21 protein-coding genes and 1 pseudogene are annotated in these 22,728 nt (G+C 70.6%); 10 read left to right on the top strand and 12 right to left on the bottom strand.

Annotation, left to right across the window (positions count from 1 at the left end; translation table 11 throughout):
• Positions 1 to 95: 95 nt before the first annotated feature.
• A complete protein-coding gene (locus ACFRIC_RS32840; protein WP_382793414.1) occupies positions 96 to 743 on the top strand; it encodes a uridine kinase in 648 nt (215 codons plus the stop codon).
• 197 nt (positions 744 to 940) lie between these two features.
• On the opposite strand, the gene ACFRIC_RS32835 is transcribed toward ACFRIC_RS32840, so the two are convergent.
• On the bottom strand, positions 941 to 1,735 hold the full coding sequence (locus tag ACFRIC_RS32835) for a SigE family RNA polymerase sigma factor (RefSeq protein WP_382793411.1): 795 nt from the start codon (positions 1,733 to 1,735) through the stop codon (positions 941 to 943).
• 296 nt (positions 1,736 to 2,031) lie between these two features.
• On the opposite strand from ACFRIC_RS32835, the gene afsQ1 reads away from it, so the two are divergent.
• The 5 genes from afsQ1 (at position 2,032) to ACFRIC_RS32810 (ending at position 5,869) form a co-directional block, all read left to right on the top strand.
• Complete coding sequence (gene afsQ1 / locus ACFRIC_RS32830) at positions 2,032 to 2,709, top strand: two-component system response regulator AfsQ1 (RefSeq protein ID WP_037625670.1); 678 nt, start codon at positions 2,032 to 2,034, stop codon at positions 2,707 to 2,709.
• The gene (locus tag ACFRIC_RS32825; protein WP_382793407.1) at positions 2,706 to 4,289 is read left to right on the top strand and encodes an ATP-binding protein; all 1,584 of its coding nucleotides are present in this window, start codon (positions 2,706 to 2,708) and stop codon (positions 4,287 to 4,289) included. The genes afsQ1 and ACFRIC_RS32825 overlap by 4 nt, the downstream gene beginning before the upstream one ends.
• Positions 4,286 to 4,936 carry a hypothetical protein gene (locus ACFRIC_RS32820; RefSeq protein WP_382793404.1) on the top strand — a complete coding sequence of 217 codons (651 nt, stop codon included), beginning with the start codon at positions 4,286 to 4,288 and terminating at the stop codon, positions 4,934 to 4,936. Before ACFRIC_RS32825 ends, ACFRIC_RS32820 begins: the two co-directional genes overlap by 4 nt.
• Before the next feature lie 63 nt (positions 4,937 to 4,999).
• A complete protein-coding gene (locus ACFRIC_RS32815; RefSeq protein ID WP_382793401.1) occupies positions 5,000 to 5,581 on the top strand; it encodes a VanZ family protein in 582 nt (193 codons plus the stop codon).
• A gap of 84 nt (positions 5,582 to 5,665) precedes the next feature.
• On the top strand, positions 5,666 to 5,869 hold the full coding sequence (locus ACFRIC_RS32810; RefSeq protein WP_355773406.1) for a PspC domain-containing protein: 204 nt from the start codon (positions 5,666 to 5,668) through the stop codon (positions 5,867 to 5,869).
• 212 nt (positions 5,870 to 6,081) lie between these two features.
• Here the strand turns inward: ACFRIC_RS32810 and ACFRIC_RS32805 are convergent, their stop codons facing one another.
• Both ACFRIC_RS32805 and ACFRIC_RS32800 read right to left on the bottom strand, forming a co-directional pair.
• Positions 6,082 to 6,435, bottom strand: a complete 354-nt coding sequence (locus ACFRIC_RS32805; protein WP_382793398.1) for an ATP-binding protein — start codon at positions 6,433 to 6,435, stop codon at positions 6,082 to 6,084.
• Positions 6,436 to 6,577: 142 nt separating this feature from the next.
• Positions 6,578 to 7,732 carry an adenosine deaminase gene (locus ACFRIC_RS32800; protein ID WP_382793396.1) on the bottom strand — a complete coding sequence of 385 codons (1,155 nt, stop codon included), beginning with the start codon at positions 7,730 to 7,732 and terminating at the stop codon, positions 6,578 to 6,580.
• A gap of 113 nt (positions 7,733 to 7,845) precedes the next feature.
• Here ACFRIC_RS32800 and ACFRIC_RS32795 point away from each other — a divergent pair, with 113 nt between their 5' ends.
• Positions 7,846 to 8,607, top strand: a complete 762-nt coding sequence (locus ACFRIC_RS32795; protein WP_382793393.1) for an alpha/beta hydrolase — start codon at positions 7,846 to 7,848, stop codon at positions 8,605 to 8,607.
• A 267-nt stretch (positions 8,608 to 8,874) separates the two neighbouring features.
• On the opposite strand, the gene ACFRIC_RS32790 is transcribed toward ACFRIC_RS32795, so the two are convergent.
• Entirely contained in the window at positions 8,875 to 9,837 is a 963-nt protein-coding gene (locus tag ACFRIC_RS32790; RefSeq protein ID WP_382793390.1) for a LysR family transcriptional regulator, read from the bottom strand.
• A gap of 62 nt (positions 9,838 to 9,899) precedes the next feature.
• Between ACFRIC_RS32790 and ACFRIC_RS32785 the strand changes: the two genes are divergently transcribed.
• On the top strand, positions 9,900 to 11,198 hold the full coding sequence (locus ACFRIC_RS32785; protein ID WP_382793387.1) for an MFS transporter: 1,299 nt from the start codon (positions 9,900 to 9,902) through the stop codon (positions 11,196 to 11,198).
• Positions 11,199 to 11,476: 278 nt separating this feature from the next.
• Positions 11,477 to 12,544, top strand: coding sequence for a sigma-70 family RNA polymerase sigma factor (locus ACFRIC_RS32780; RefSeq protein ID WP_382793384.1), 1,068 nt, complete (start codon positions 11,477 to 11,479; stop codon positions 12,542 to 12,544).
• A gap of 39 nt (positions 12,545 to 12,583) precedes the next feature.
• Here the strand turns inward: ACFRIC_RS32780 and ACFRIC_RS32775 are convergent.
• Positions 12,584 to 12,823 (bottom strand): annotated as a pseudogene (locus ACFRIC_RS32775) (STAS domain-containing protein); the annotation flags it as partial.
• Between the two features lie 134 nt (positions 12,824 to 12,957).
• On the opposite strand from ACFRIC_RS32775, the gene ACFRIC_RS32770 reads away from it, so the two are divergent.
• Positions 12,958 to 13,878 (top strand): AEC family transporter, encoded by a 921-nt coding sequence (locus tag ACFRIC_RS32770; protein WP_382793381.1) that lies wholly within the window; start codon positions 12,958 to 12,960, stop codon positions 13,876 to 13,878.
• A 57-nt stretch (positions 13,879 to 13,935) separates the two neighbouring features.
• On the opposite strand, the gene ACFRIC_RS32765 is transcribed toward ACFRIC_RS32770, so the two are convergent.
• The 7 genes from ACFRIC_RS32765 to ACFRIC_RS32735 form a co-directional block, all read right to left on the bottom strand.
• Complete coding sequence (locus ACFRIC_RS32765) at positions 13,936 to 15,219, bottom strand: thymidine phosphorylase (protein ID WP_382793379.1); 1,284 nt, start codon at positions 15,217 to 15,219, stop codon at positions 13,936 to 13,938.
• A gap of 65 nt (positions 15,220 to 15,284) precedes the next feature.
• Positions 15,285 to 15,698 (bottom strand): cytidine deaminase, encoded by a 414-nt coding sequence (locus ACFRIC_RS32760; protein WP_382793376.1) that lies wholly within the window; start codon positions 15,696 to 15,698, stop codon positions 15,285 to 15,287.
• The gene (locus ACFRIC_RS32755; protein ID WP_382793373.1) at positions 15,695 to 16,960 is read right to left on the bottom strand and encodes an ABC transporter permease; all 1,266 of its coding nucleotides are present in this window, start codon (positions 16,958 to 16,960) and stop codon (positions 15,695 to 15,697) included. The genes ACFRIC_RS32760 and ACFRIC_RS32755 overlap by 4 nt, the downstream gene beginning before the upstream one ends.
• Positions 16,957 to 18,081 carry an ABC transporter permease gene (locus tag ACFRIC_RS32750; protein ID WP_382793371.1) on the bottom strand — a complete coding sequence of 375 codons (1,125 nt, stop codon included), beginning with the start codon at positions 18,079 to 18,081 and terminating at the stop codon, positions 16,957 to 16,959. Before ACFRIC_RS32750 ends, ACFRIC_RS32755 begins: the two co-directional genes overlap by 4 nt.
• Positions 18,081 to 19,727 carry an ABC transporter ATP-binding protein gene (locus ACFRIC_RS32745; RefSeq protein WP_382793368.1) on the bottom strand — a complete coding sequence of 549 codons (1,647 nt, stop codon included), beginning with the start codon at positions 19,725 to 19,727 and terminating at the stop codon, positions 18,081 to 18,083. The genes ACFRIC_RS32750 and ACFRIC_RS32745 overlap by 1 nt, the downstream gene beginning before the upstream one ends.
• Before the next feature lie 288 nt (positions 19,728 to 20,015).
• The gene (locus ACFRIC_RS32740; RefSeq protein ID WP_382793365.1) at positions 20,016 to 21,068 is read right to left on the bottom strand and encodes a BMP family protein; all 1,053 of its coding nucleotides are present in this window, start codon (positions 21,066 to 21,068) and stop codon (positions 20,016 to 20,018) included.
• Positions 21,069 to 21,382: 314 nt separating this feature from the next.
• On the bottom strand, positions 21,383 to 22,441 hold the full coding sequence (locus ACFRIC_RS32735; protein ID WP_382793363.1) for a BMP family protein: 1,059 nt from the start codon (positions 22,439 to 22,441) through the stop codon (positions 21,383 to 21,385).
• Between the last annotated feature and the right edge of the window lie 287 nt (positions 22,442 to 22,728).

The raw sequence follows: 22,728 nt of genomic DNA, 5'->3' as shown, positions 1-22,728 counted from the left end.
GACATCCGTCCGCACATTCGGCAAAGCCGGGGATAATGGCGGGGAGCCGCGCCGACGCGCGGCGCCGCCGGACCTGTCACAGAAGGTACAGACCATTGGGTTCCCCTCTCCCGATACCCGCCCGCGTGGTGCTGCTCTGCGGCCCCTCCGGCTCCGGGAAGTCCCTTCTCTCCGCCGCTTCCGGGCTCCCCGTGCTGCGCCTCGACGACTTCTACAAAGAGGCCACGGATCCGACGCTGCCCCAGGTCGAGGGCAGCGAGGACATCGACTGGGACCACCCGCAGTCGTGGGACGCGGACACCGCCGTCGCCGCGATCGAGGAACTGTGCCGTACGGGACGTACGACCATCCCCGTCTACGACATCTCGCTGAGCGCCCGCACCGGGACCGAGGCCCTGGGCATCGACGGGGCGCCGCTGTTCATCGCGGAGGGCATCTTCGCCGCCGAGATCGTCGGGCGCTGCCGTGAACTCGGCGTCCTCGCCGACGCGTTGTGCCTGTCCCGGGGCGCGGTCACCACGTTCCGGCGCCGGTTCCTGCGGGATCTGAAGGAGGGCCGCAAGTCGGTGCCCTTCCTGCTGCGGCGCGGCTGGCGGCTGATGCGCACCGAGCGTTCCATCGTGGCCCGCCAGGCCGCCCTGGGCGCCCACCCCTGCGACCGGGACGAGGCGCTCGGCCGGCTGAAGGCCGCGTCGGCCTCCCCGGCCGCGCCGCGCGCGACGGCACCCACGGCGACCGCGTAACGGCCCGCTTCCCGAAAACACGAAAGAAGGTCCAAGCGGACCCCCGACCGCCTGGACCTTCTTCCGTTTCCCCCGTGGTCCCCCGTGACACGGTCGATTCCCCGTGACCCGTTTCCCCGTGACCCCGTTCGGTGTCGGCTCCCCCCGGAACCGACTCCCCCGTCACCGGCTCCCCCCGGAGCCGGCCTCCGTGCCCCTCAGGCGACAAGCTCCCCGAAGGACTCCTCCTCGTCACGGCCGAAGCTGAGGACCTCGTCCTCGCGCATCCGGCGCAGCGAGCGCCAGATGCTGGACTTCACCGTGCCGACACTGATGCCGAGGATCTCCGCGATCTCCGGGTCGGTGCGGCCCTCGTAGTACCGCAGGACCAGCATCGTCCGCTGGAGTTCGGGCAGCCGGGCCAGCGCCTGCCACAGGACCGCGCGCAGCTCGGTGCCGCGCATCGCGTCCGTGTCGCCGGGCGTCTCCGGCAGCTCCTCGGTCGGGTACTCGTTCAGCTTGCGGCGGCGCCACGCGCTGATGTGCAGGTTCGTCATGGTGCGGCGGAGGTAGCCCCCGACCGCGGCCTTGTCGCTGATCCGGTCCCAGGCCCGGTACGTCGAGAACAGCGCGCTCTGCAGCAGGTCCTCGGCCTCGAAGCGGTCACCGGTCAGGTGGTAGGCGGTTGCGTACAGGGAGGCGCGGCGCTCCTGGACGTAGGCGGTGAAGGCCGCTTCGGCCTCCACGCTCCCCGCCCCGGAACGACGCTCCCCCGAGCCCTCCCCGTACGCGGCTCCCCCGTGAGCCTTCCCCCCCGTCGTGCCCACGGCGGCCTGCGCCGTGGTGTTCTCCCCCGTGTAACCGTCAACCACCGTCATGTACGCGGTGTGCTGACGCCCGGCACCGCGAGCGCACCCCCGTCCGCTCACGACCCCGGACTTCTCCGTGGCCCGGGTGACGTCGTGGAGCCGCGTGACAACTGCGCTAGTGCTGGTGCTGTGCAGCGTGTTCATCTCGCGCCCCCCGTCGTGGAGTCCCGGACCTTCGGTTCGTTCCGTCGTGCGTCCTGCCTTGTGTCGAAAAGCTTGCCGGGCCCACTTCATGGCCGTGTCCGCCGACTGTCACAGACCTGTCACAGGGCCCGCCCCGGGGTGCGGCACAGCGCGATCACAGAGAAGAGCGGTACGACTACGCAGACGACCACTCGGGCCCCGGCGGCAGGCGACGGGACCCCTCGTTGGGTGCGGGAGTCGAGTGGGAGCGCTCCAACAGTCGATACACACGCATGACATGGGCCAGAATGACGTTCGTGCCTTCCCTGTTGCTGATCGAGGACGACGACGCCATCCGGACGGCCCTGGAGCTCTCACTGACGCGCCAGGGACACCGCGTGGCCACCGCTGCCACCGGCGAGGACGGTCTGAAGTTGCTGCGCGAGCAGCGACCGGATCTGATCGTGCTGGATGTGATGCTGCCCGGCATCGACGGATTCGAGGTGTGCCGGCGCATCCGGCGCACCGACCAGTTGCCGATCATCCTGCTGACCGCGCGCAGTGACGACATCGACGTCGTGGTCGGACTGGAGTCCGGCGCCGACGACTACGTCGTCAAGCCGGTGCAGGGCCGGGTGCTCGACGCCCGGATCCGTGCCGTGCTGCGCCGCGGCGAGCGGGAGGCGAACGACTCGGCCTCGTTCGGCTCGCTGGTCATCGACCGTGCCGCGATGACGGTCACGAAGAACGGTGAGGATCTGCAACTGACGCCCACCGAGCTGCGGTTGCTCCTGGAGCTGAGCCGCAGGCCCGGACAGGCCCTGTCCCGGCAGCAGTTGCTGCGTCTCGTATGGGAGCACGACTACCTGGGCGACTCGCGTCTGGTCGACGCCTGTGTGCAGCGGCTGCGCGCGAAGGTGGAGGACGTGCCGTCCTCGCCCACTCTGATCCGTACCGTGCGCGGCGTCGGCTATCGGCTGGACAACCCTCAGTGACCAAACCGCAGGACAAGCTCCGCGGCTGGGCCGCGGCGCGCAAGGCGTTGCTGTCCGGTCTGCGCTTCACCAGTCTTCGGCTGCGGCTGGTCGTGGTGTTCGGACTCGTCGCGCTCACCGCGGCGGTGTCCGCTTCGGGCATCGCGTACTGGCTCAACCGCGAGGCCGTGCTGACGCGCACGCAGGACGCGGTGCTGCGCGACTTCCAGCAGGAGATGCGCAACCACGCGAGCATGCTGCCCGTGCACCCGGCGCAGGACGAACTCCAGCGCACGGCCGGGCAGATGGCGAACAGCAGCCAGCGTTTCAGTGTGCTGCTGACGGCCGAGGCCGCCGACGGCAAGATGATCACCGGCAACTCCGAGCTGGACACCTTCACGCTGGAGGACGTTCCGAAGTCCCTCCAGAAGGCGGTGAACAAGCAGCAGCCGCTGACCTCGACGAACACGTCCGCGTACCACCTGTACTGGCAGCGGATCACCGAACACGACAAGTCGTACCTCGTGGGCGGTGCCCGGGTGATCGACGGCAGCACGACCGGTTACATGCTCAAGTCCCTGGAGCCGGAGGCCAAGGACCTCAACTCCCTGGCCTGGTCGCTGGGGATCGCGACGGGGCTCGCGCTGATCGGCTCGGCGCTGCTCGCCCAGGCCGCCGCGACCACGGTCCTCAAGCCGGTGCACCGGCTGGGCATCGCGGCGCGCCGGCTCGGCGAGGGCAAGCTGGACACCCGGCTGCGGGTCTCCGGCACGGACGAACTCGCGGATCTGTCACGGACGTTCAACCGTACGGCGGAGTCGCTGGAGAAACGGGTCGCGGACATGAGCGCGCGGGACGAGGCGTCCCGCCGGTTCGTCGCCGACATGTCGCACGAACTGCGCACGCCGCTCACCGCGATCACCGCCGTCACCGAGATCCTCGAAGAGGAGCTGGACGCGGAGACCGGCAGCGTCGACCCGATGATCGAGCCGGCCGTACGGCTCGTCGTCAGCGAGACCCGGCGCCTGGGCGACCTCGTCGAGAACCTGATGGAGGTGACCCGCTTCGACGCGGGCACCGCCCGGCTCATCCTCGACGACGTGGACATCGCCGACCAGATCACCGCCTGCATCGACGCGCGCGCCTGGCTGGACGCCGTCGAGCTGGACGCCGAGCGCGGCAAGATGGCGCGGCTCGACCCGCGCCGCCTCGACGTGATCCTGGCGAACCTGATCGGCAACGCGCTCAAGCACGGCGGCTCGCCGGTACGGGTGTCGGTGCGGATGGAGGGCGAGGAACTGGTCATCGAGGTGCAGGACCACGGTCCCGGCATTCCCGAGGACGTCCTGCCGCACGTCTTCGACCGGTTCTACAAGGCCAGCGCGTCCCGTCCGCGCTCCGAGGGCAGCGGTCTCGGCCTCTCCATCGCCCTGGAGAACGCGCACATCCACGGCGGCGAGATCACCGCGGCGAACGCGCCCGAGGGCGGGGCGGTCTTCACGTTGCGCCTCCCCCGGGACCCGTCGGAACTGCTCGCCGACCACCCGCGGGGCCGGGACGCCTCCGCGCACGGGAACGGCACGGAAGGCACCACCGGATGACCCCCGCACACCCCACCGGCCCACGGGCGCACACCACCTCACAAAGGAGGGTGCTGCCCTGGCTGGCCGTTGCGTTGCTCGGCGTGCTGCTCACCGGATGCGGTATCCGTCCCACCCAGGTGCCCACCGACTTCGGTCCGGCGCCCTCGCGGGTGCCCTGCGCCCTCTCCGGCCCGGACATCACCACCCAGTCCTCGCACGGGGTGCCGGTCCAGGTCTTCCTGCTCTGCTCGGAACAACTGGTCACGGTCGACCGGTCGGTGCGCATCCCGGACGGTACGGCGGAGTCGGCACGCCGGGTCCTGGTGGCCCAGGCGCTGCTGGACGAGCTCGCCGAGGCGCCCTCGACGCCCGAGGAGCAGGCCGGGTACACGACGGACGTACGTGGCGGCATGACGGTCGGCGGGCCCCACGACGGGGATCCCGAGGACACGCTGCGGCTGAGCACCCCGCCGCAGAACCTCACGCGCACGGCCCTCGCCCAGATCGTGTGCACCTTCTCGGACTCGGCGGCCGCGCGGGACGACGGCAGTGTCGTCCTGGGCGGTCCCGCCCCCTCCGGCCTGCGCAGCTACGAGTGCACCCCGGAGATGCGCGCCGCGCCGGGCGACACGGCCCCGGCGTCGACGACTGTCCGGGGTTCGTAACGCCACGGGGCCGAAACGCTTCGCAGCGGAACCGATCGTGCCGGACCCCGCGTCTTGGGGGGCGTGCAGCGTCATGGTTCAGAGGACGGCAGCGCCGTCACCCGCGTCCGTGTGGCAGGAGGTGTCCTCCTCGTCGCACACCTGGCGCTCGTCGCCTGGATCACGCTGCGGCCGCTGGACGTCCCCTGGGTGAGCGCCGCCAACCTGCGGCCCTTCGCGGGTATCAGAGCCGACCTCGCACTGGGCCCGGCGGTGGCCGCCCGGCGCATCGCCGCGGGCCTCGGCCTGCTCGCCCCGCTGGGTGTGCTGCTCCCGATGGCGGGAGGCAGGCTCGCCGTCTCCCCGCTCGGGTCGCTCCTGCGGACCACCGCCGCCGGCGTGCTGCTGTCGCTGGGCATAGAACTGCTCCAGACCGGGGTGCCGGGCCAGGTCGTGGACATCGACTCGATCCTGCTGAACACCCTCGGCGTGGCGCTCGCGCATCTCGCGGTCGTACCCGCCCTCAGGGCCCGGTTCCGCCGCAGGGCCGAGAGGCGGCGCCGCGCGACCGTCCTCCCGGAGGACCAGGCTCAGGGTCGGACCCCGACGATTGCCAGGGTCGGGATCGCCCCCTGGAGCGAGGTGTCGCGCACGTCGTCCTCGTAGCGTTGAGGACATCGGTGAAGGCACCGATGAGAACGACGAAGCCGGCCCCGCCGGCACTCGACGACGGTTCGCGAAGGAGCCACCATGACCGCCCTTGCCCGCCCCACGAACGGCCGCATGATCGGCGGAGTCTGTGCTGCGCTGGCACGGCGCTTCGGCACCTCGGCGACGACGATGCGTGTCGTCTTCGTCCTGTCCTGCCTGCTCCCCGGCCCGCAGTTCCTGCTCTACATAGCGCTGTGGATCCTCTTCCCGTCCGAGGACAAGGTCTCGCGCACCGCCTGGTGAACCGGGCGGACGGTCCCCGGTGACCCTGGCGGGCACCCGGTGGCGGCCCGCGGACCGACGGCGAACGCCGGTGGGGCACACCCGAACAGGGTGTGCCCCACCGGCGTTCGTGCGGCCGGGATCGGCACGGCCGCGACGCGCGCGGCGCGTCCGCGTACGGACGCAAGGCCCCGGGCTCGGACAGGCGGGGGGCCTGCGTCCGGCCTCGGACGTCAGCCCAGCGGAATGCCGTTGACCGGCAGGCCGTGCGTGGGCAGCCCCTGCAGCGGCAGCCCTCCGAGCAGTCCGGCCACGGGCGCGGTCGGCCCGTCGGCGAGCAGACGCGAGGCGGCGGGCTGCGCGGCGGCCACACCCGTGCCGAGGGCGCTCTGGCCCTGGGCGAGCACCTGACCGGCACCCGGCAGCGCCGAGGCGACGTTCTCGGCGGGCAGCGTCTTGGTGACGGTGTCCAGCGCCGAGGAGGCCTCCGGCAGGGCCGGGGCGGCGTTCGCGGCGCCCGCGCCGACAGCGGCGAAAGCGGCGCCGAGAGCGGCGACGCCGAGGGTCTTGGCAGCAGACTGCTTCATCGTGAATGCGTCCTTGGGGTGGGTGAGACAGTGTGTGAGCGGTCCAGAACCGTAAACACGCCATCCCTCCCTCCGCAAACATCGAAAAGCGGCCGAGTCATGGAGAACAAGTGAAGACCCGGCCGCTTTCCCTTCGCCTCGATCAGGCTTGTTCTCCCGAAGAACCGCTGGTGGAAGCCGTCTGCTGGAACAGCCATTCGGACTTCAATTCTGCATATCCGGGCTTGATCACGTCATTGATCATGGCCAGTCGTTCATCGAAAGGAATGAACGCCGACTTCATAGCATTGACAGAAAACCATTGCATGTCGTCGAGCGAATAACCGAACGCCTCGACAAGGTGCTCGAATTCCCGGCTCATGCTCGTACCCGACATGAGACGGTTGTCGGTGTTGACCGTGGCGCGGAAGTGCAGCCGCCTCAGCAGGCCGATGGGGTGGGCCGCGTACGAGTCGGCGGCGCCGGTCTGGAGGTTGGAGCTGGGGCACAGCTCCAGCGGGATGCGCTTGTCCCGGACGTACGAGGCGAGCCGGCCGAGCTCCACCGAGCCGTCCTCGCGCACCTGGATGTCGTCGATGATGCGGACGCCGTGGCCGAGCCGGTCGGCGCCGCACCACTGGAGCGCCTGCCAGATGGACGGCAGGCCGAAGGCCTCGCCGGCGTGGATCGTGAAGTGATTGTTCTCGCGCTTGAGGTACTCGAAGGCGTCGAGGTGCCGGGTGGGCGGGAACCCGGCCTCGGCGCCCGCGATGTCGAAGCCGACGACGCCCGAGTCGCGGTAACGGTTGGCGAGTTCGGCGATCTCCAGGGCGCGGGCCGCGTGCCGCATCGCGGTGAGCAGGGCGCCGACCCGGATACGGTGACCGTTCTCCCGGGCCAGCCGTTCCCCTTCCCGGAAGCCCTCGTTGACCGCCTCGACGACCTCTTCGAGGCTGAGCCCGCCCTCCAGGTGCTGCTCGGGCGCGTACCGCACCTCGGCGTAGACGACACCGTCCTCGGCGAGGTCCTCGGCGCACTCGGCGGCGACCCGCACCAGGGCCTCACGGGTCTGCATGACGGCGCAGGTGTGGGCGAAGGTCTCCAGGTAGCGCTCCAGCGAGCCGGAGTCGGCGGCCTCGCGGAACCAGATCCCGAGCTTGCCGGGATCGGTCTCGGGGAGGCCCGAGTAGCCGGTGTCGCGGGCGAGTTCGACGATCGTGCCGGGGCGCAGGCCCCCGTCGAGGTGATCGTGCAGCAGGACCTTGGGCGCCCGGCGGATCTGCTCCGAGCTCGGGGTGTTCCGGATCTGGCTCGTCATTTTCGCACTCTAGCCCCTACGCGCGTAGATCTCCTGTTGTACGAATCCGTCGATACGTAACGGTGACCGTGCGGACGGGTGGCGTACACCCTTGCTTCTGACACTGTTCTGTCATGGCACAGCAAGCGACGCCGGTTCGCAGGGCCCGGCTGGGGAGGGCGCTCGGCCCCGAGCCGACGGCGGTCAGCGGAGTTGTTCTGCTGCTGCCGGGCGGCGAGGAGACCTCGTCCCGAAGACCCTCCCCCATGATGGCGACCGCCTCCGTACGCGCGCTCGGGCGCCGACTGGCCCGCGCCGGACGCGAGGAAGGCATGGTCGGCCATGTGGTGCACTACCGCGTCCGCGGCTGGAACGGCAGCGAGGCCCATCTCGCGGCCGACGCGTCCTGGGCGGCGGACGAGGTCGTCCGCCGCTACGGAGACGTGCCCGTGTGCCTGGCCGGCATCGACATGGGCGGCCGGGCGGCACTGCGCGCGGGCGGGCACCCGGCCGTCAACTCCGTGCTGGCGCTGGCACCCTGGCTGCCGGAGGACGACGTCGCGGCACCACCCGAACCGGTGAAACAGCTCGCGGGGCGGCGCGTGCTGATCGTGCACGGCACCAACGACGCCCGTACCGACCCGGAGTTGTCCTTCCGGCTCGCCGCGCGCGCGAAGAAGGCCAACCGCGGCATCTGCCGCTTCGAGGTCCACTCCGACGGGCACGCCCTGCACCAGCACCGGCACGAAGTCCTGGCCCTCGCCGAGGACTTCGTGATGGGCTCGCTGTTCGGCCGCTCCTACTCCCGCCCGGTCGAGGACGCCTTCGCCGCGCCGCCGCCGCTCGGCCTGCGGATGCCGCTGGCGGCGGGGTTCGGGCAGTCGTTGCGCCGCTAGGGCGTGTTGCGAAAGTCCCGTCGTTCGCCCGAAGGGCGGGCCGCGCGGCGCCAGGTGCGTGCTCTCGGCGTGCCGGGCGGAAGTCCTCGTACTGGATGTACTTGGGCTTTCGCCCGGTGCGGCGAGAGTGCGTACATGGCGTCGCGTGGCAGGCGGGACTTTCGCAACACGCCCTAGGGCGGCCACGCTCCAGGGCGTTCCGGCGATTCCCGCCCGGCGACGCGTTGCGCGCCTCCGGCCGCACCGGGCCGAGGGCCGCCCGGTGGCTCAGTCGGGCAGCAGGTGGCCGCGGCGGGAGAGCAGGAACTTCTTGAAGGCGGCCACCGGCGGGGTGTCGGGGTGGCCGTCCAGCCAGGCGACGCCGATCTCGCGCACCGCGCGCGGGGCGGTGACGGTCAGTTCGACGACTCCCGGACGGGGGACGGCCGGTGGCGGCAGCAGGGCGACGCCGAGGCCGGCGGCGACGAGGCCGCGGAGCGTCTCCGCCTCCTCCCCCTCGAAGGCGATGCGCGGCCGGAACCCCGCCTCCTGGCACAGGTCGTCGGCGATGCGGCGCATCCCGTAGCCGGGTTCCAGGGTCACGAACGTCTCGTCGGCCGCCTCGGCGAGCCGGATGCGCTTGCGCGAGGCGAGCGGGTGGTCGGCCGGCACGACCAGGCGGAGCTTCTGCTCGTCGAGCCGGCGGCCCACCAGATCGGGCGCGTCCGGCACGGGCGAGGTCAGACACAGGTCCAGTTCACCCGACCGCAGCCGCTCCAGCATGGCCTCCCCGTAGTTCTGCACGAGGCTGAAGCGGACGCCCGGATGATCGGCGCGGAAGGCGCGGATCAGCCCCGGTACGGTCTCCGAGCCCATCGTGTGCAGAAAGCCGAAGGCGACCTTGCCGGTGGCCGGGTCGGCGTCCGCGCGCACCTCCTCGGCGGCGCGCCCGACCTCGGCGAGAGCCCGTTCCACGGAGGAGAGGAAGGTGCGGCCGGCCGGGGTCAGCGACACCGTGCGGCCGTGGCGGGCGAACAGGTCGACGCCCAGGTCCTGTTCGAGCCTGACCATCGCCCGGGACAGCGTCGACTGCGGGACCCGCATCTGTTCCGCGGCCCGGGTCACGTGCTCGGTGCGGGCCACACCGGCGAAGTACGCCAGGCGCGGGGCGAGCAGTCTCGCGAAGTGCGCACTGTCTTCTGTGTCACTGAACGGTGACAGGTGAGCCTGTGACCTCTGCTGATGCACCATGGGAACGATTATGGCGATTCCATGCATTGGACGGATGAAGAAGGGCTCCTTAGGTTCGGGGTATGCCTTCCGCCAGTACCGGGGCGCCCGTCACCACGGGCGCCGCCGCCTCCGCTCCCACCGCACCCTCCCTCCCCGCCGCCACCGACTCCCGCATGGCCCCCGGCGGGCCCGGCTACCGCCGGATGAGCTTCGCCCTCTTCCTCGCGGGCGTCGCGACCTTCGCGCTCCTCTACTCCACCCAGGCCCTGCTGCCGCTCGTCTCCTCGGACTTCGGGGTCAGCGCGAGCGAGGCGAGCTGGACGGTGTCGGCCGCGACGGGCGGGCTCGCGCTGTTCGTCCTGCCGATGAGCGCGCTCTCGGAGCGCTTCGGACGGCGTACGTTGATGACGGCGTCCCTGGCGGTGGCGGTCGCCGTGGGCCTCCTGGTCCCCTTCGCGCCGTCGATCGGCGCGCTGGTGGCCCTGCGGGCGGTCCAGGGCGCGGCCCTGGCGGGACTCCCGGCGTCGGCGACGGCGTATCTGGCGGAGGAGGTCCGCCCCAAGGCGCTGATCACCGCGATCGGTCTGTTCGTCGCGGGCAACAGCGTCGGCGGGATGAGCGGCCGGGTCATCACCGGCTGGGTGGCGCAGGAATGGGGCTGGCGGGTGGCCGTCGGCACGATCGGGCTGATCGCCGTGGTCTGCGCGGTGGCCTTCCGGCTGCTGCTTCCGGCGCCGCGGCACTTCACACGGGGTTCGCTGCGGCCCCGGGTGCTGGCCCGCACGGTGCGCGAGCACCTCGCGAACCCGCTGCTGTGCCGGCTGTACGCGATCGGCGCGCTGTTCATGATGGTGTTCGGCGGGGTCTACACGGTCATCGGCTACCGCCTCGGCGAGGCACCGTTCTCGCTCCCGCAGGGCATCGTCGGCTCGGTCTTCCTGGTCTACCTCGTCGGTACGGTGTCGGCGTCGACGGCGGGCCGGCTGGCCGGCCGCCTGGGCCGCCGCGGCTCCCTGTACGTGGCGGGCGCCACCACGACCGCGGGGCTGCTGCTGTCGCTGGCCGGCTCCCTGGTCATGGTGCTGCTCGGCCTGGTCCTGATCACCGCGGGCTTCTTCGTGGGCCACGCGGTGGCCTCGTCGTCGGTGAGCCACACCGCGAAGACGGGGCGGGCGCAGGCGTCGGCCCTCTACCAGTCCGCGTACTACATCGGCTCCAGCGCGGGCAGCACCCTGGGCGCGGTCGCCTTCCACGCGGGGGGCTGGTCGGGCACGGTGACCATGGGCCTGTTCGCGGTGCTGGGAGTCGTCACGATCACCCTGTTCGGCTCCCGCGCGGCGCGTACAGCCGCGCGCGGCGTGCCCGCTCCGGCCCACTGAGGCCCGGGGCCCGGAAGCCGGCGGGTCCCGCCCCGGACCCGCCCGCCCCGGGCCCGTCTTCCCCGGGCCCGCCCGCCGGGTCCCGGGGAACGCCGGGTCCCGCAGACTTCCGCCCGGGGCCCGCAGACTTCCGCCGGGCCCGGGTCCGCTCTCCGGAACACCCCCTGTGACCTGCCGTTCTCCCCACTCCGCACGCCATTGTCAGTGGGCTGCGGTAGCTTCCGAAGTGCCGGCGCGATGACGCGCGAAACGGAAGCAGCCACAGGGGTGGGTTGGCGATGAGCGAGGGTACGGCGACGACGGCGGACCTGGACGTCCGGCTGGAGCGGCACCGGGTCGAGCTGACCGGATACTGCTACCGCATGCTCGGTTCCTCCTTCGAGGCCGAGGACGCGGTGCAGGACACGATGGTCCGGGCCTGGCGCGGCTACGCCTCGTTCGAGGGCCGCTCCTCGATGCGGTCCTGGCTGTACCGGATCGCGACGAACGTGTGCCTGGACATGCTCAACGCGGGCAACAGGAGAGCCCGCCCGATGGATTTCACGGGCCCCTCGCCGCTGGCGCAGGCCGCGCTCACCCCCCGCCCGGACAACACCTGGCTGGAGCCGATGCCCGACGGCCGCGTGCTGCCGACGACCAGCGATCCGGCGGAGGCCGCGGTGGCCAAGGAATCCGTGCGGCTGGCCTTCATGGCGGCCCTCCAGCAGCTTCCGCCCAAGCAGCGCGCGGTGCTCATCCTGCGCGAGGTCCTGGCGTGGCGGGCGAGCGAGGTCGCCGAACTGCTCGGCACGACCGTCGCCTCGGTCAACAGCGCCCTCCAGCGGGCCCGCGCCACCCTCGCGGAGAGGGACGGGGCGGGCGCGGACGCCGCGACCTCCGACCCGCTGGACGAGGAGCAGCAAAAGCTCCTGGAGCGCTACGTGGCGGCCTTCGAGGGGTACGACATGACGGCGCTGACGGCCCTCCTGCACGAGGACGCGGTCATGACGATGCCGCCGTTCGACCTGTGGCTGCGGGGCACGGACGACATCACCGGCTTCATGACGACCCTGGGTGCCGCGTGCGCCGACTCGCGTCTGATCCCGGTGGAGGTCAACGGCCTGCCGGGGTTCGCCCAGTACAAGCCGGACGAGGAGGCGGGCGGCCACACCCCCTGGTCGGTGCAGGTGCTGGAGATCTCAAAGGGCCGCATCTCCGGGTTCCACTTCTTCCTGGACACGGCCCGCTGGTTCCCGCTCTTCGGACTGCCCCTCCACCTCGACGGTCCCGAGGCTCCCGGGCCCCGGGGCGAGGGCGGACCCGCGGCCGTCGGAGGTCTCGAAACGGAGGCCGACGAGGTCGAGTAGGGCGCGCAGCGCCGGGTCCGCGCCGTGCAGGCGTATCCGGCCGCCCGCCCGGCGGGCCGCCAGTTCCATGCGGGCCAGCGCGTCGACGGTGGCGAGGCCGGGCGGTCCGAGGCCGGCGACGTCGCAGACCACGACCCCGCTGCCGCCCGCCGTGAGCAGCGCCCGGACAGCCTCGCAGAGCCCGGGTACCTCGTCCCGGGTGACGAGTCCTGGCAGCACGAGCACGGCCGGTTTCGCGGAGTCCACGGTCAGTAGACCGCCGGGGGGCCGCGAACTCATCGCGGGCGGCGCGGAAGATCACATTGACCCGCGTCGGCTCCGCCCCCTTGGGTTGGGTGCATGCCCCATGAATCGGTTCCGCCCGCGATACGTGACGGCCTGCCGGCCTGCTCCCCGCCCGCCGAGGAGGCCTCGTGCGCGGAGTGCTGACGGGCTTCGCGGTCATCGCCGTCGTCATCGGCGCCGGGTACGTCATCGGGCGGCGGGGCCACCTCGGGGACGACGGACGGGACGTGCTGACGAGGCTCGCCTTCCATGTGGCCTCGCCCGCGCTGCTGTTCACGACGCTCGCGGGGGCGGATCTGTCGGTCGTCTTCTCCAGCCGGCTCCTGGTCACGGCGATGAGCACGGCCGCGGCGGCCGGGGTGTTCGTCGCGGCGGGGGCCGTACGGCGCTGGGGCCCGGGCAGGACGACGATCGGCGCGCTCTGCTCCAGTTACGTCAACTCCGGCAACCTCGGCATCCCGATCGCCGTGTACGTACTGGGTGACGCCTCGCTGGTGGCGCCCGTCCTGCTGTTCCAGCAGATCATGGTCACGCCGATCGCCCTGACCGTTCTCGATCTGTCCGCGGCGGGCGAGAAGGGCCCCCTGTGGCGTCGTCTGCTCACACCGCTGCGCAATCCCATCGCGGTCGGTTCCCTGAGCGGGGTGGCGGTGTCGGCGACGGGCCTGACCGTGCCGGGTCCGGTCCTGGAACCGCTGCGGCTGATCGGCGGCATGTCGGTCCCGGCGGTGCTGCTGGCCTTCGGGATCTCGCTGTGCGGCAGCGCCCTGCCGGGCCGGGGCTCGGACCGGGGCCCGGTGCTGCTGTCGGTCGCGCTGAAGGCGGTGGGCCAGCCGCTGGCCGCCTGGGCGCTGGCCACCGGTGTGTTCGGCCTGCGCGGCGCGCCGCTGCTCGACGTGGTGGTGACCTCGGCCCTGCCGGCCGCGCAGAACCTCTTCACGTACGCCTCGCGCTACCGGGTCGGCGAGTCCCTGGCCCGTGAGTCGATCCTGCTCTCGACGATCCTGGCCGTGCCGGTACTCGTGGTGGTCGCGGCCCTGCTCGGCTGAGGGGCGAAGGCGCGGGGACCGGCGCGACGGCACCGGTCCCCGCCCTGGACCTGACGATCAGGCGATGCGGTCCAGCACGATCGGGGTGGCCTTGAAGTCCGTCCCGGCCGCGGCGACGTCGTAGGAGCCCTCGATGGACTGGAGCGCGTACTCGAAGCGGTCCGGGGTGTCCGTGTGGAGGGTCATGAGGGGCTGGCCCGCCGTGACGGTGTCGCCCGGCTTGGCGTGCAGCTCGACGCCGGCGCCGGCCTGCACCGGGTCCTCCTTGCGGGCGCGTCCGGCACCCAGGCGCCAGGCGGCGATCCCGATGTCGTACGCGTCGAGGCGGGTCAGCACGCCGGAGGCCGACGCCTTCACCACGTGCTGCTCGCGGGCGACGGGCAGCGCGGCGTCCGGGTCGCCGCCCTGCGCGGCGATCATGCGGCGCCACACGTCCATCGCGGAGCCGTCGGCGAGGGCCTTCGCCGGGTCGGCGTCCTTGATCCCGGCCGCGTCGAGCATCTCGCGCGCCAGGGCGACGGTGAGCTCGACGACGTCGGCGGGGCCGCCGCCGGCGAGGACCTCGACGGACTCGCGGACCTCCAGGGCGTTGCCCGCGGTCAGACCGAGCGGCGTGGACATGTCGGTGAGGAGCGCGACCGTCTTCACACCGTGGTCGGTGCCGAGGCCCACCATCGTGGAGGCCAGCTCGCGGGCGTCCTCGATGGTCTTCATGAAGGCGCCGGTGCCGACCTTCACGTCGAGGACCAGCGAGCCGGTGCCCTCGGCGATCTTCTTGGACATGATGGAGGACGCGATGAGCGGGATGGCCTCGACGGTGCCGGTGACGTCGCGGAGCGCGTAGAGCTTCTTGTCGGCGGGGGCGAGTCCGTCGCCGGCCGCGCAGATGACCGCGCCCGTGGTGTCGAGGACGTGCAGCATCTCCTCGTTGGACAGCAGCGCGCGCCAGCCCGGGATCGACTCCAGCTTGTCGAGGGTGCCGCCGGTGTGGCCGAGGCCGCGCCCGGAGAGCTGGGGCACCGCGGCACCGCAGGCGGCGACGAGCGGGGCCAGCGGAAGGGTGATCTTGTCGCCGACACCGCCCGTGGAGTGCTTGTCGGCGGTCGGGCGGGACAGGGAGGAGAACTCCATGCGCTCGCCCGAGGCGATCATCGCGGCCGTCCAGCGGGCGATCTCACGGCGGTTCATGCCGTTGAGCAGGATCGCCATGTTGAGGGCGGCCATCTGGTAGTCGGCGACCTCGCCGCGGGTGTACGCGTCGATGACCCAGTCGATCTGCGCGTCGCTCAGCTCGGCACGGTCCCGCTTGGTGCGGATGACGGAGACGGCGTCCATGGCCATGGCGTTCCTTCCGAAAGATGAGCGGCCCCTCCCCGGCGTCAGCCGGTCGGAGGGGCCGCGGGGCATTACTTGGTGAGATGGCCCGGCCCGAAGGCCTGCGGGAGCATCTCGGAGAGGGGCACGAGCCCGCGCGGTGTCTCCAGGATCAGTTCCTCGCCGCCGAACTCGAACAGGAGCTGCCGGCAGCGTCCGCACGGGACGAGGATCTCGCCCCGCCCGTCGACACACGTGAAGTGCGTCAGCCGGCCGCCTCCGGTGGCCCGCAGTTCGGAGACCAGACCGCACTCGGCGCACAGGCCGAGGCCGTAGGAGGCGTTCTCGACGTTGCAGCCGGAGACGATCCGGCCGTCGTCGACGCGGGCGGCGGCGCCGACCGGGAAGTCCGAGTAGGGCGCGTACGCACGGGTCATCGCCGTACGGGCCACCTCCCGCAGCTCTTCCCAGTCGACGTCCGCGGAGTCCGCGCCGGCGGCCGTCACTTCCCCTGTCCCTTCCGGTACGGCAGGCCGTCCGCCTTCGGCATGCGCAGGCGCTGCGCCGACAGGGACAGGACGAGGAGGGTGATGACGTAGGGCGTGGCGGAGACGATCTGGGTGGGCACCTCGTTGGTCAGGGCGTACCAGAGGAAGACGAGGACGCCGATGACCAGGGTGATGACGGCGGAGACGTACTTCTTCTTGACCGCGAGCCAGATCGCGCCGATGGCGAGCAGGATGGCGCCGAGCAGCAGCAGGGCGTGGACGTTCTCGGAGCCGCCGCGCAGGTTGAGGCTGTCGGTGTAGCCGAACAGGCCGGCGCCGAGCGCGAGGCCGCCGGGCATCCAGTTGCCGAAGATCATCGCCGCGAGACCGATGTAGCCGCGGCCGGCGGTCTGGCCCTCGAGGTAGAAGGGGTTGGCGACGAGGGAGAGGAAGACTCCGCCGAGGCCGGCCAGTCCGCCGGAGATGATCACGGCGATGTACTTGTACTTGTAGACGTTCACGCCGAGCGACTCGGACGCGATCGGGTTCTCGCCGCAGGAGCGCAGACGCAGACCGAACGAGGTGCGCCACAGGACCCACCAGGTGCCGGGGATCAGCGCGACGGCGATCAGGGTGAGCCAGGAGACGTCGGTGACCAGACCGCCGAGCAGACCCGCGATGTCCGAGATGAAGAACCAGCCCTTGGAGTTCAGGGTGGTGAGCCAGTCGGAGAGCCCTGGCACGGTGAACTGGCCGAGCGAGTCGACCGGCGGGGACTGCTTGGCCGAGCCGCCCTGGTGGCCGACGAAGGCGATCGGGGAGAGATAGCGGGTGATGCCGAGCGCGAGGATGTTGATGGCCACACCGGAGACGATGTGGTTGACGTTGAAGGTGACCGTGATGATCGCGTGCAGCAGGCCGCCGAGGGCGCCGCCGATGATGCCGATCATGACACCGGTCCACGGGCCCCACTGGTAGCCGGCCCAGGCGCCGAACCAGGTGCCGAGGATCATCATGCCTTCGAGGCCGATGTTGACGACGCCCGAGCGCTCGGCCCAGAGACCGCCGAGGCCCGCCAGGCCGATCGGGACGGCCAGTTCGAGCGCGGTCGACATCTGGCTGACGTTGGTGATGCCGTCGGCGCCGGTGATGATGCGGACGATCGAGGTCAGCGCCAGGGCGCCCGCGATCACCAGCAGGAGGACGGGGAGCGACATCCGGCGGCTCTTGGGAGCCGCGGGCTCCAGCGTGGGCTGGTTGACGTCGGTTGCGGTGGTCATCGGCCAGCCACCTCCTTCTCGGTGTTGTTCGGGCCGCCGAGGACGTTGCCCGCGGCGAGTTCGGCGCCGACGCGGCGCTGCTGGCGGCGCAGACCCCACTCGCGCACGGCCTCGTAGGAGACGACGACCGAGATCACGATCAGGCCCTGCATGATGACCGCGATCTCCTTGTCGTACCCGTGGAAGTCGAGCTCGGGCGAGGCCTTCTCCAGCCAGGCCCACAGCAGGGACGCGAAGGCGATGCCGACGGGGCTGTTGCGGCCGAGCAGCGCGATACCGATACCGAGGAAGCCGATGCCGGTCGGGAAGTTCAGGCTGTACGTGTGGGTGTCGCCGAGCAGGATCGGCAGACCCGCGAGGCCGGCGATGCCGCCGGAGAGGAGCATCGCGGTGAGCACCATGCGCTTGGGGTCGACACCGCTGGCCGCGGCGGCGGACTCGGAGGCGCCGGAGGCGCGCAGGTCGAAGCCGAAGCGGGTGCGGTTGAGGACGATCCAGTAGCCGATGCCGAGGACCACGGCGAGGATGACCAGGCCGTAGATCTCGCCCGCGTCACCCATGCTGAAGCCGGGGATCCAGCCGGACTTGTGCATCTCGCCGGTGGTGTTGTTGTTGCCGAGCTTGACGCCGAAGACGTCGGGCAGCCACAGGTAGGCGATGACGGAGGTCGCGATCGCGTTCAGCATGATCGTCGCGACGACCTCGCTGACCCCGCGGGTGACCTTGAGGACACCGGCGATACCGGCCCAGAACGCGCCGGTGCAGATCGCGGTCAGCATCAGCAGCGGAACCTGGAGCACGGCCGGCAGCGCGACGTGCGCGCCGACGATCGCGGCCATCATGGCGGCGAGCTGGTACTGGCCGTCGACACCGATGTTGAACAGGTTCATCCGGAAGCCGATGGCCACCGCCAGCGCCGCGATGTAGTACAGCGAGGCCTGGTTGATGATCAGGACCTGGATGTCGGAGTACGTCGCCTGCTGGAACATGATCGAGTACGGCTCGATCGGGCTCTTGCCCGAGGCGAGCAGCACGATCGACGTCAGTGCCACGGCGACGACGAGCGCGATGACCGGCCCGGCCACCCCGAGGAGGATGCGCTCCTTGTCGAACTTCTTCATCAGCGGGCCTCGTCTTCCGGGGCGTCCGCCGGGTTCTCGGCGGGCTCTTCGAGCTCGGCCGCTTCGGCGAGCTCCTCGTTCTCCAGGTGTCCGGAGGCGGCACCGGTCATGGCCGAGCCGAGTTCCTCCGGGGTGATGGTGGCCGGGTCCGCGTCCGCGACCAGCTTGCCGTTGTAGATCACCCGGAGCGTGTCGGACAGGCCGATGAGCTCGTCCAGGTCCGCGGAGATCAGCAGGACGGCGAGTCCTTCGCGGCGGGCCGCGCGGATCTGGTCCCAGATCTGGGCCTGCGCGCCGACGTCCACACCACGGGTGGGGTGGGCGGCGATCAGGAACTTCGGCTTGTGGCTCATCTCGCGGCCGACGATCAGCTTCTGCTGGTTGCCGCCGGACAGGGAGGCGGCCGTGACGTCGATGCCGGGGGTGCGCACGTCGTATTCCTCGACGATGCGGCGGGTGTCCTGCTGGGCGCCCTTGATGTCGATCCAGACACCCTTGGCGTTGGGCTTCTCGGTGACGTGGCCGAGGATGCGGTTCTCCCAGAGGGGGGCTTCCAGGAGGAGGCCGTGACGGTGCCGGTCCTCGGGGATGTAGCCGATGCCGTTCTCGCGGCGCTTGCGCGTGGACATCGCGGTGATGTCCTCGCCCGCGAAGCGGATGACACCGGAGTCGGCGCCCTTCAGACCGATCAGCGCGTCGATGAGCTCGGTCTGGCCGTTGCCCTCGACACCCGCGATGCCCATGACCTCACCGGCGTGGATGGTGAAGGAGACGTGGTCGAGCACGAGGCGTACGGCGCCGCGCTCCACCTCGTCCATGAGCAGGGCGGCGGAGCCCTTGCCCATCGACACCGAGCCCTTGGCGAAGACGACCAGGTCGTCGACCTCGATCACGGCCTGGTCGGTGACGGTCGACTCGGAGGTCTCCGGAGTGGGCAGTTCGCTGCCGACCATCAGCTCGGCGAGCTGACGGGGGGTCGTCTCGGACGGCACGGCGGTGCCGACCGTCGTACCGCGCCGGATGACCGTGATGTCGTCGGCGACCGAGAGGACCTCGCCGAGCTTGTGCGAGATGAAGATGACCGACAGGCCCTCGGCCTTGAGTTCGCGCAGGTTGTCGAAGAGTGCGTCGACCTCCTGCGGCACGAGGACGGCGGTCGGCTCGTCGAGGATCAGGATGCGGGCGCCGCGGTAGAGGACCTTGAGGATCTCCACGCGCTGCCGTTCGGCGACGCCGAGCTCCTCGACCAGGACGTCGGGGCGGACCCCGAGGCCGTAGCGGTCGGAGATCTCCACGATCTTGCGGCGGGCCTTGGCGCCGATCCCGTACAGCTTCTCGCTGCCGAGGGTGACGTTCTCCAGGACGGTGAGGTTGTCGGCCAGCATGAAGTGCTGGTGGACCATGCCGATGCCGCGGGCGATGGCGTCGCCCGGCGACGAGAAGGTGACCTGTTCGCCGTCGACGGCGATGGTGCCCTCGTCCGGCTTCTGCATGCCGTAGAGGATCTTCATCAGCGTCGACTTGCCGGCGCCGTTCTCGCCGACGAGGGCGTGCACGGTGCCCTTGCGGACGCTGAGGTGGATGTCGTGGTTGGCCACGACGCCGGGGAATCGCTTCGTGATCCCGGCGAGTTCGACGGCGGTCACCTGACCGTTGACCGCGTCGGCCGGAGGGCTGCTGGACGCGTTGATGGCGCACTCTCCTGAGGGAAAGGGGGTCGTCTACGCGCGTAGCGCCCCTACGGCAACGAAAGGGGCCACAGGCCGCGAGAACGGGATACGTGGAGCAAGACTCCTCGTATCCCGTTGAGCGGACGTAACCCCGCGGTTACCAAGCGGCTCCGGGGCAGAACGGGCGCCTCCCCGTGCCGGCCGGCACGACGACTTGCCCGAACTTCCCCGGGACCGCATTGGCTGCTCCTGAGGTACTTCTCGTCAGCTGGTCTTGACCTTGATCGCACCGCTGATGATCTTCTCCTGGGCGGCCTTGACGGCGTCCTGGATCGCGGTGTTGTTCTTGAAGGCCGGGTTGGAGTCGGCCAGGCCGACCTCACCGGACTTCAGATCGCCCCGAACGATACCGCTCTCGGGCTTGCCATCCTCGACCGACTTCGCCAGGTTGAAGACCGCCTTGGAGACATCCTTGGTCGCGGAGGTCAGGATCGAGTCCTTGTACTGGGCCAGCGCCTCCTGGAGGTACTGGTCCGAGTCGACGCCGATCGCCAGGACCTTCTTGGCGGAGGCGGCCTCGATGACACCCTGACCGGACAGACCGGCCGCGGCGTAGACGACGTCGGCCTTCTTCTCGATCTGGCCCTCGGCGGCCGTCTTGCCCTTGTCGGGGCTGGAGAAGCCACCCTCCTGGGCGGTCTGGGTCAGGTACTGCGAGAGGACCTTGACGCCCGGCTTGGTGTCCTTGACGCCCTGCTCGAAGCCCGCCTCGAACTTGTGGATCAGCGGAACGTCCACGCCGCCCACGAAGCCGACGGTGTTCGTCTTGGTCGCCTTGGCGGCGGCGACGCCGGCCAGGTAGGAGGCCTCCTGCTCGGAGAAGACCAGGTCCGCGACGTTCTTCGCCGTGACGGTGGAGTCGTCGACGATGCCGAACGTGGTGTTCGGGAACTTCTCCGCGGCGGCCTTGACGGCCGGGCCGTAGGCGTAACCGATGCCGATGACCGGGTTGAAGCCCTGCTTGGCCAGGGAGACCAGACGCTGGGTCTTGTCCGCGTCCGTCTCACCGTCGGTGGGCTCGACGTCGGCGGTCTCGTACTTGAACTCGCCCTTCGCCTTCTTCAGACCCTCGAACGCGGCGTCGTTGAAGGACTGGTCGCCCTTGCCGCCGACGTCGTACGCGATGGCGAGGCCCTTGTTGCCGCCCTTGGAGTCCGAGGAGTCCGAGGAGGTCGAGGTGCCGCCACAGGCGGACAGAGCGAGGGCGAGAGAGGCGGTCGCAGTGCCTGCGAGCGCGATGCGGGTAACCCGGCGCATTACATGTGCTCCTGTCGTTCAGCGCCTGACGGTTCAGCTTCGGCGCTGGCTTCGCCGCAGATTAACGCGCGTAGACCAACTAGAAAACCCCTTCTGTCCACCTTGTTATCCGGCTGTGCTCGACGCCACGTGTCCAGGGGCCCCGCACATGCCGATCGCAAAGGAAAAAGGACGCAGGGTGATCTTGAGGGCGGACAGCGGAACGGGCGGGCCCCTGGGGGGCCCGCCCGTTCCGCGGTACTTCGATCGTGTTCGCCCGCCCGGTGGGGCGGAGGCGGGCCGGAGCCCGTCGCGGTCACCCGCCGTTCACGCGACTACGAGGTCTTGACCTTGATGTCGCCGGCGATGATGGCGGCCTTCGCCTTGGCCACGGCGTCGTTCAGGCCGGCGATCTCGCCCATCTTCGGGTTGCTGTCGGCGAGGCCGACACCGTTGACCTTGAGGTCGAAGGTCTGCGTGCCCGTCAGCGGCTTGCCGTCGTGGACCGACTTCGACAGCGTGTAGACCGCGCCGCCGACGTCCTTGAGCGCGGAGGTCAGGATCTTGTCCTTGTACGCCGCCAGCGCTTCCTGCTTGTACTGGTCGGAGTCGACGCCGATCGCCCACACGCCCGCCTTGGAGGCGGCCTCGATGACACCCTGACCGGAGAGACCGGCGGCGGCGTACAGGACGTCGGCGCCCTTCTCGATCTGGCCCTCGGCGGCGGCCTTGCCCTTGTCGGGGCTGGAGAAGCCACCCTCGGCGGCGGTCTGCGTCAGGTACTGCGAGAGGACCTTCACGCCGGGCTTGGTGTCCTTGACACCCTGCGTGTAGCCGGCCTCGAACTTGTGGATCAGCGGAACGTCCACACCACCGATGAAGCCGACCGTGTTGCTCTTGGTGGCCTTGGCGGCGGCGACACCGGCGAGGTAGGAGGACTCCTGCTCGGCGAAGACCAGGGAGGCGACGTTCTTGCCGTTGACGACCGAGTCGACGATGCCGAAGGTCGTCTTCGGGAACTTCGCGGCGGCCTTCTCCAGCGCGGGGCCGTAGGCGAAGCCGATGCCGATGACCGGGTTGTAGCCCTGCTTGGCGAGGGACTCCAGGCGCTGCTGCTTGTCGGCGTCGGTCTCGTTGTCGGTGGGCTCGACGTCGGCCGTCTGGTAGCCGAACTCCTTCTTCGCCTTCTCCAGACCCGCGAACGCGGCGTCGTTGAACGACTGGTCGCCCTTGCCGCCGACGTCGTACGCGATGGCGAGGCCCTTGCCGCCACCGCTCTCGCTGCTGTTGCTGCTGCTGTTGCTGTCGCTGCTGGTACCGCCGCAGGCGGTGGCGGCGAGTGCGAGCGACGCGACCCCCACCGCGATGCGGGTCAGGCTGGCAATCCGACGCATCTGAAGCTCCCCATTCTCCAAAGCCCCGCAGTGGGTGCTGAGTTCGGCGCACATTAACGCGCGTAGACCGTCCAGGGAACGGGGTTCCGCCTGGCCGTTATCCATTCGTGCCGATGGCCGGTTACGTCCTTGTGAACCATGCGGCCGAAAGGCGTGTTCGGGGACGCAGTGACCATCACGGACCTCACGCGGCGAATCCGGGGAACGGGCCCCGCGTGACGGAGGGGGTGGTCGCTGCTCCACAAAGTGACTGTTGTCGTAGAACTGCGACCACGCTACTGCGGGGG

Source organism: Streptomyces sp. NPDC056738 (assembly GCF_042790435.1).
Lineage (GTDB): Bacteria > Actinomycetota > Actinomycetes > Streptomycetales > Streptomycetaceae > Streptomyces.
The sequence above is the reverse complement of the archived record's forward strand: the minus strand, read 5'-3'. Positions and strand labels throughout refer to the sequence as shown.

Coding starts and splice junctions, on each gene's coding strand:
- ACFRIC_RS32795 (WP_382793393.1), top strand. CDS start 7,846: ATGGCACAGCAAGCGACGCCGGTTCGCAGGGCCCGGCTGGGGAGGGCG.
- ACFRIC_RS32790 (WP_382793390.1), bottom strand. CDS start 9,837: ATGGTGCATCAGCAGAGGTCACAGGCTCACCTGTCACCGTTCAGTGAC.
- ACFRIC_RS32820 (WP_382793404.1), top strand. CDS start 4,286: ATGACCCCCGCACACCCCACCGGCCCACGGGCGCACACCACCTCACAA.
- ACFRIC_RS32805 (WP_382793398.1), bottom strand. CDS start 6,435: ATGAAGCAGTCTGCTGCCAAGACCCTCGGCGTCGCCGCTCTCGGCGCC.
- ACFRIC_RS32780 (WP_382793384.1), top strand. CDS start 11,477: ATGAGCGAGGGTACGGCGACGACGGCGGACCTGGACGTCCGGCTGGAG.
- ACFRIC_RS32765 (WP_382793379.1), bottom strand. CDS start 15,219: ATGGCCATGGACGCCGTCTCCGTCATCCGCACCAAGCGGGACCGTGCC.
- ACFRIC_RS32750 (WP_382793371.1), bottom strand. CDS start 18,081: ATGAAGAAGTTCGACAAGGAGCGCATCCTCCTCGGGGTGGCCGGGCCG.
- ACFRIC_RS32785 (WP_382793387.1), top strand. CDS start 9,900: ATGCCTTCCGCCAGTACCGGGGCGCCCGTCACCACGGGCGCCGCCGCC.
- ACFRIC_RS32740 (WP_382793365.1), bottom strand. CDS start 21,068: ATGCGCCGGGTTACCCGCATCGCGCTCGCAGGCACTGCGACCGCCTCT.
- ACFRIC_RS32800 (WP_382793396.1), bottom strand. CDS start 7,732: ATGACGAGCCAGATCCGGAACACCCCGAGCTCGGAGCAGATCCGCCGG.
- ACFRIC_RS32735 (WP_382793363.1), bottom strand. CDS start 22,441: ATGCGTCGGATTGCCAGCCTGACCCGCATCGCGGTGGGGGTCGCGTCG.
- ACFRIC_RS32755 (WP_382793373.1), bottom strand. CDS start 16,960: ATGACCACCGCAACCGACGTCAACCAGCCCACGCTGGAGCCCGCGGCT.
- ACFRIC_RS32835 (WP_382793411.1), bottom strand. CDS start 1,735: ATGAACACGCTGCACAGCACCAGCACTAGCGCAGTTGTCACGCGGCTC.
- ACFRIC_RS32810 (WP_355773406.1), top strand. CDS start 5,666: ATGACCGCCCTTGCCCGCCCCACGAACGGCCGCATGATCGGCGGAGTC.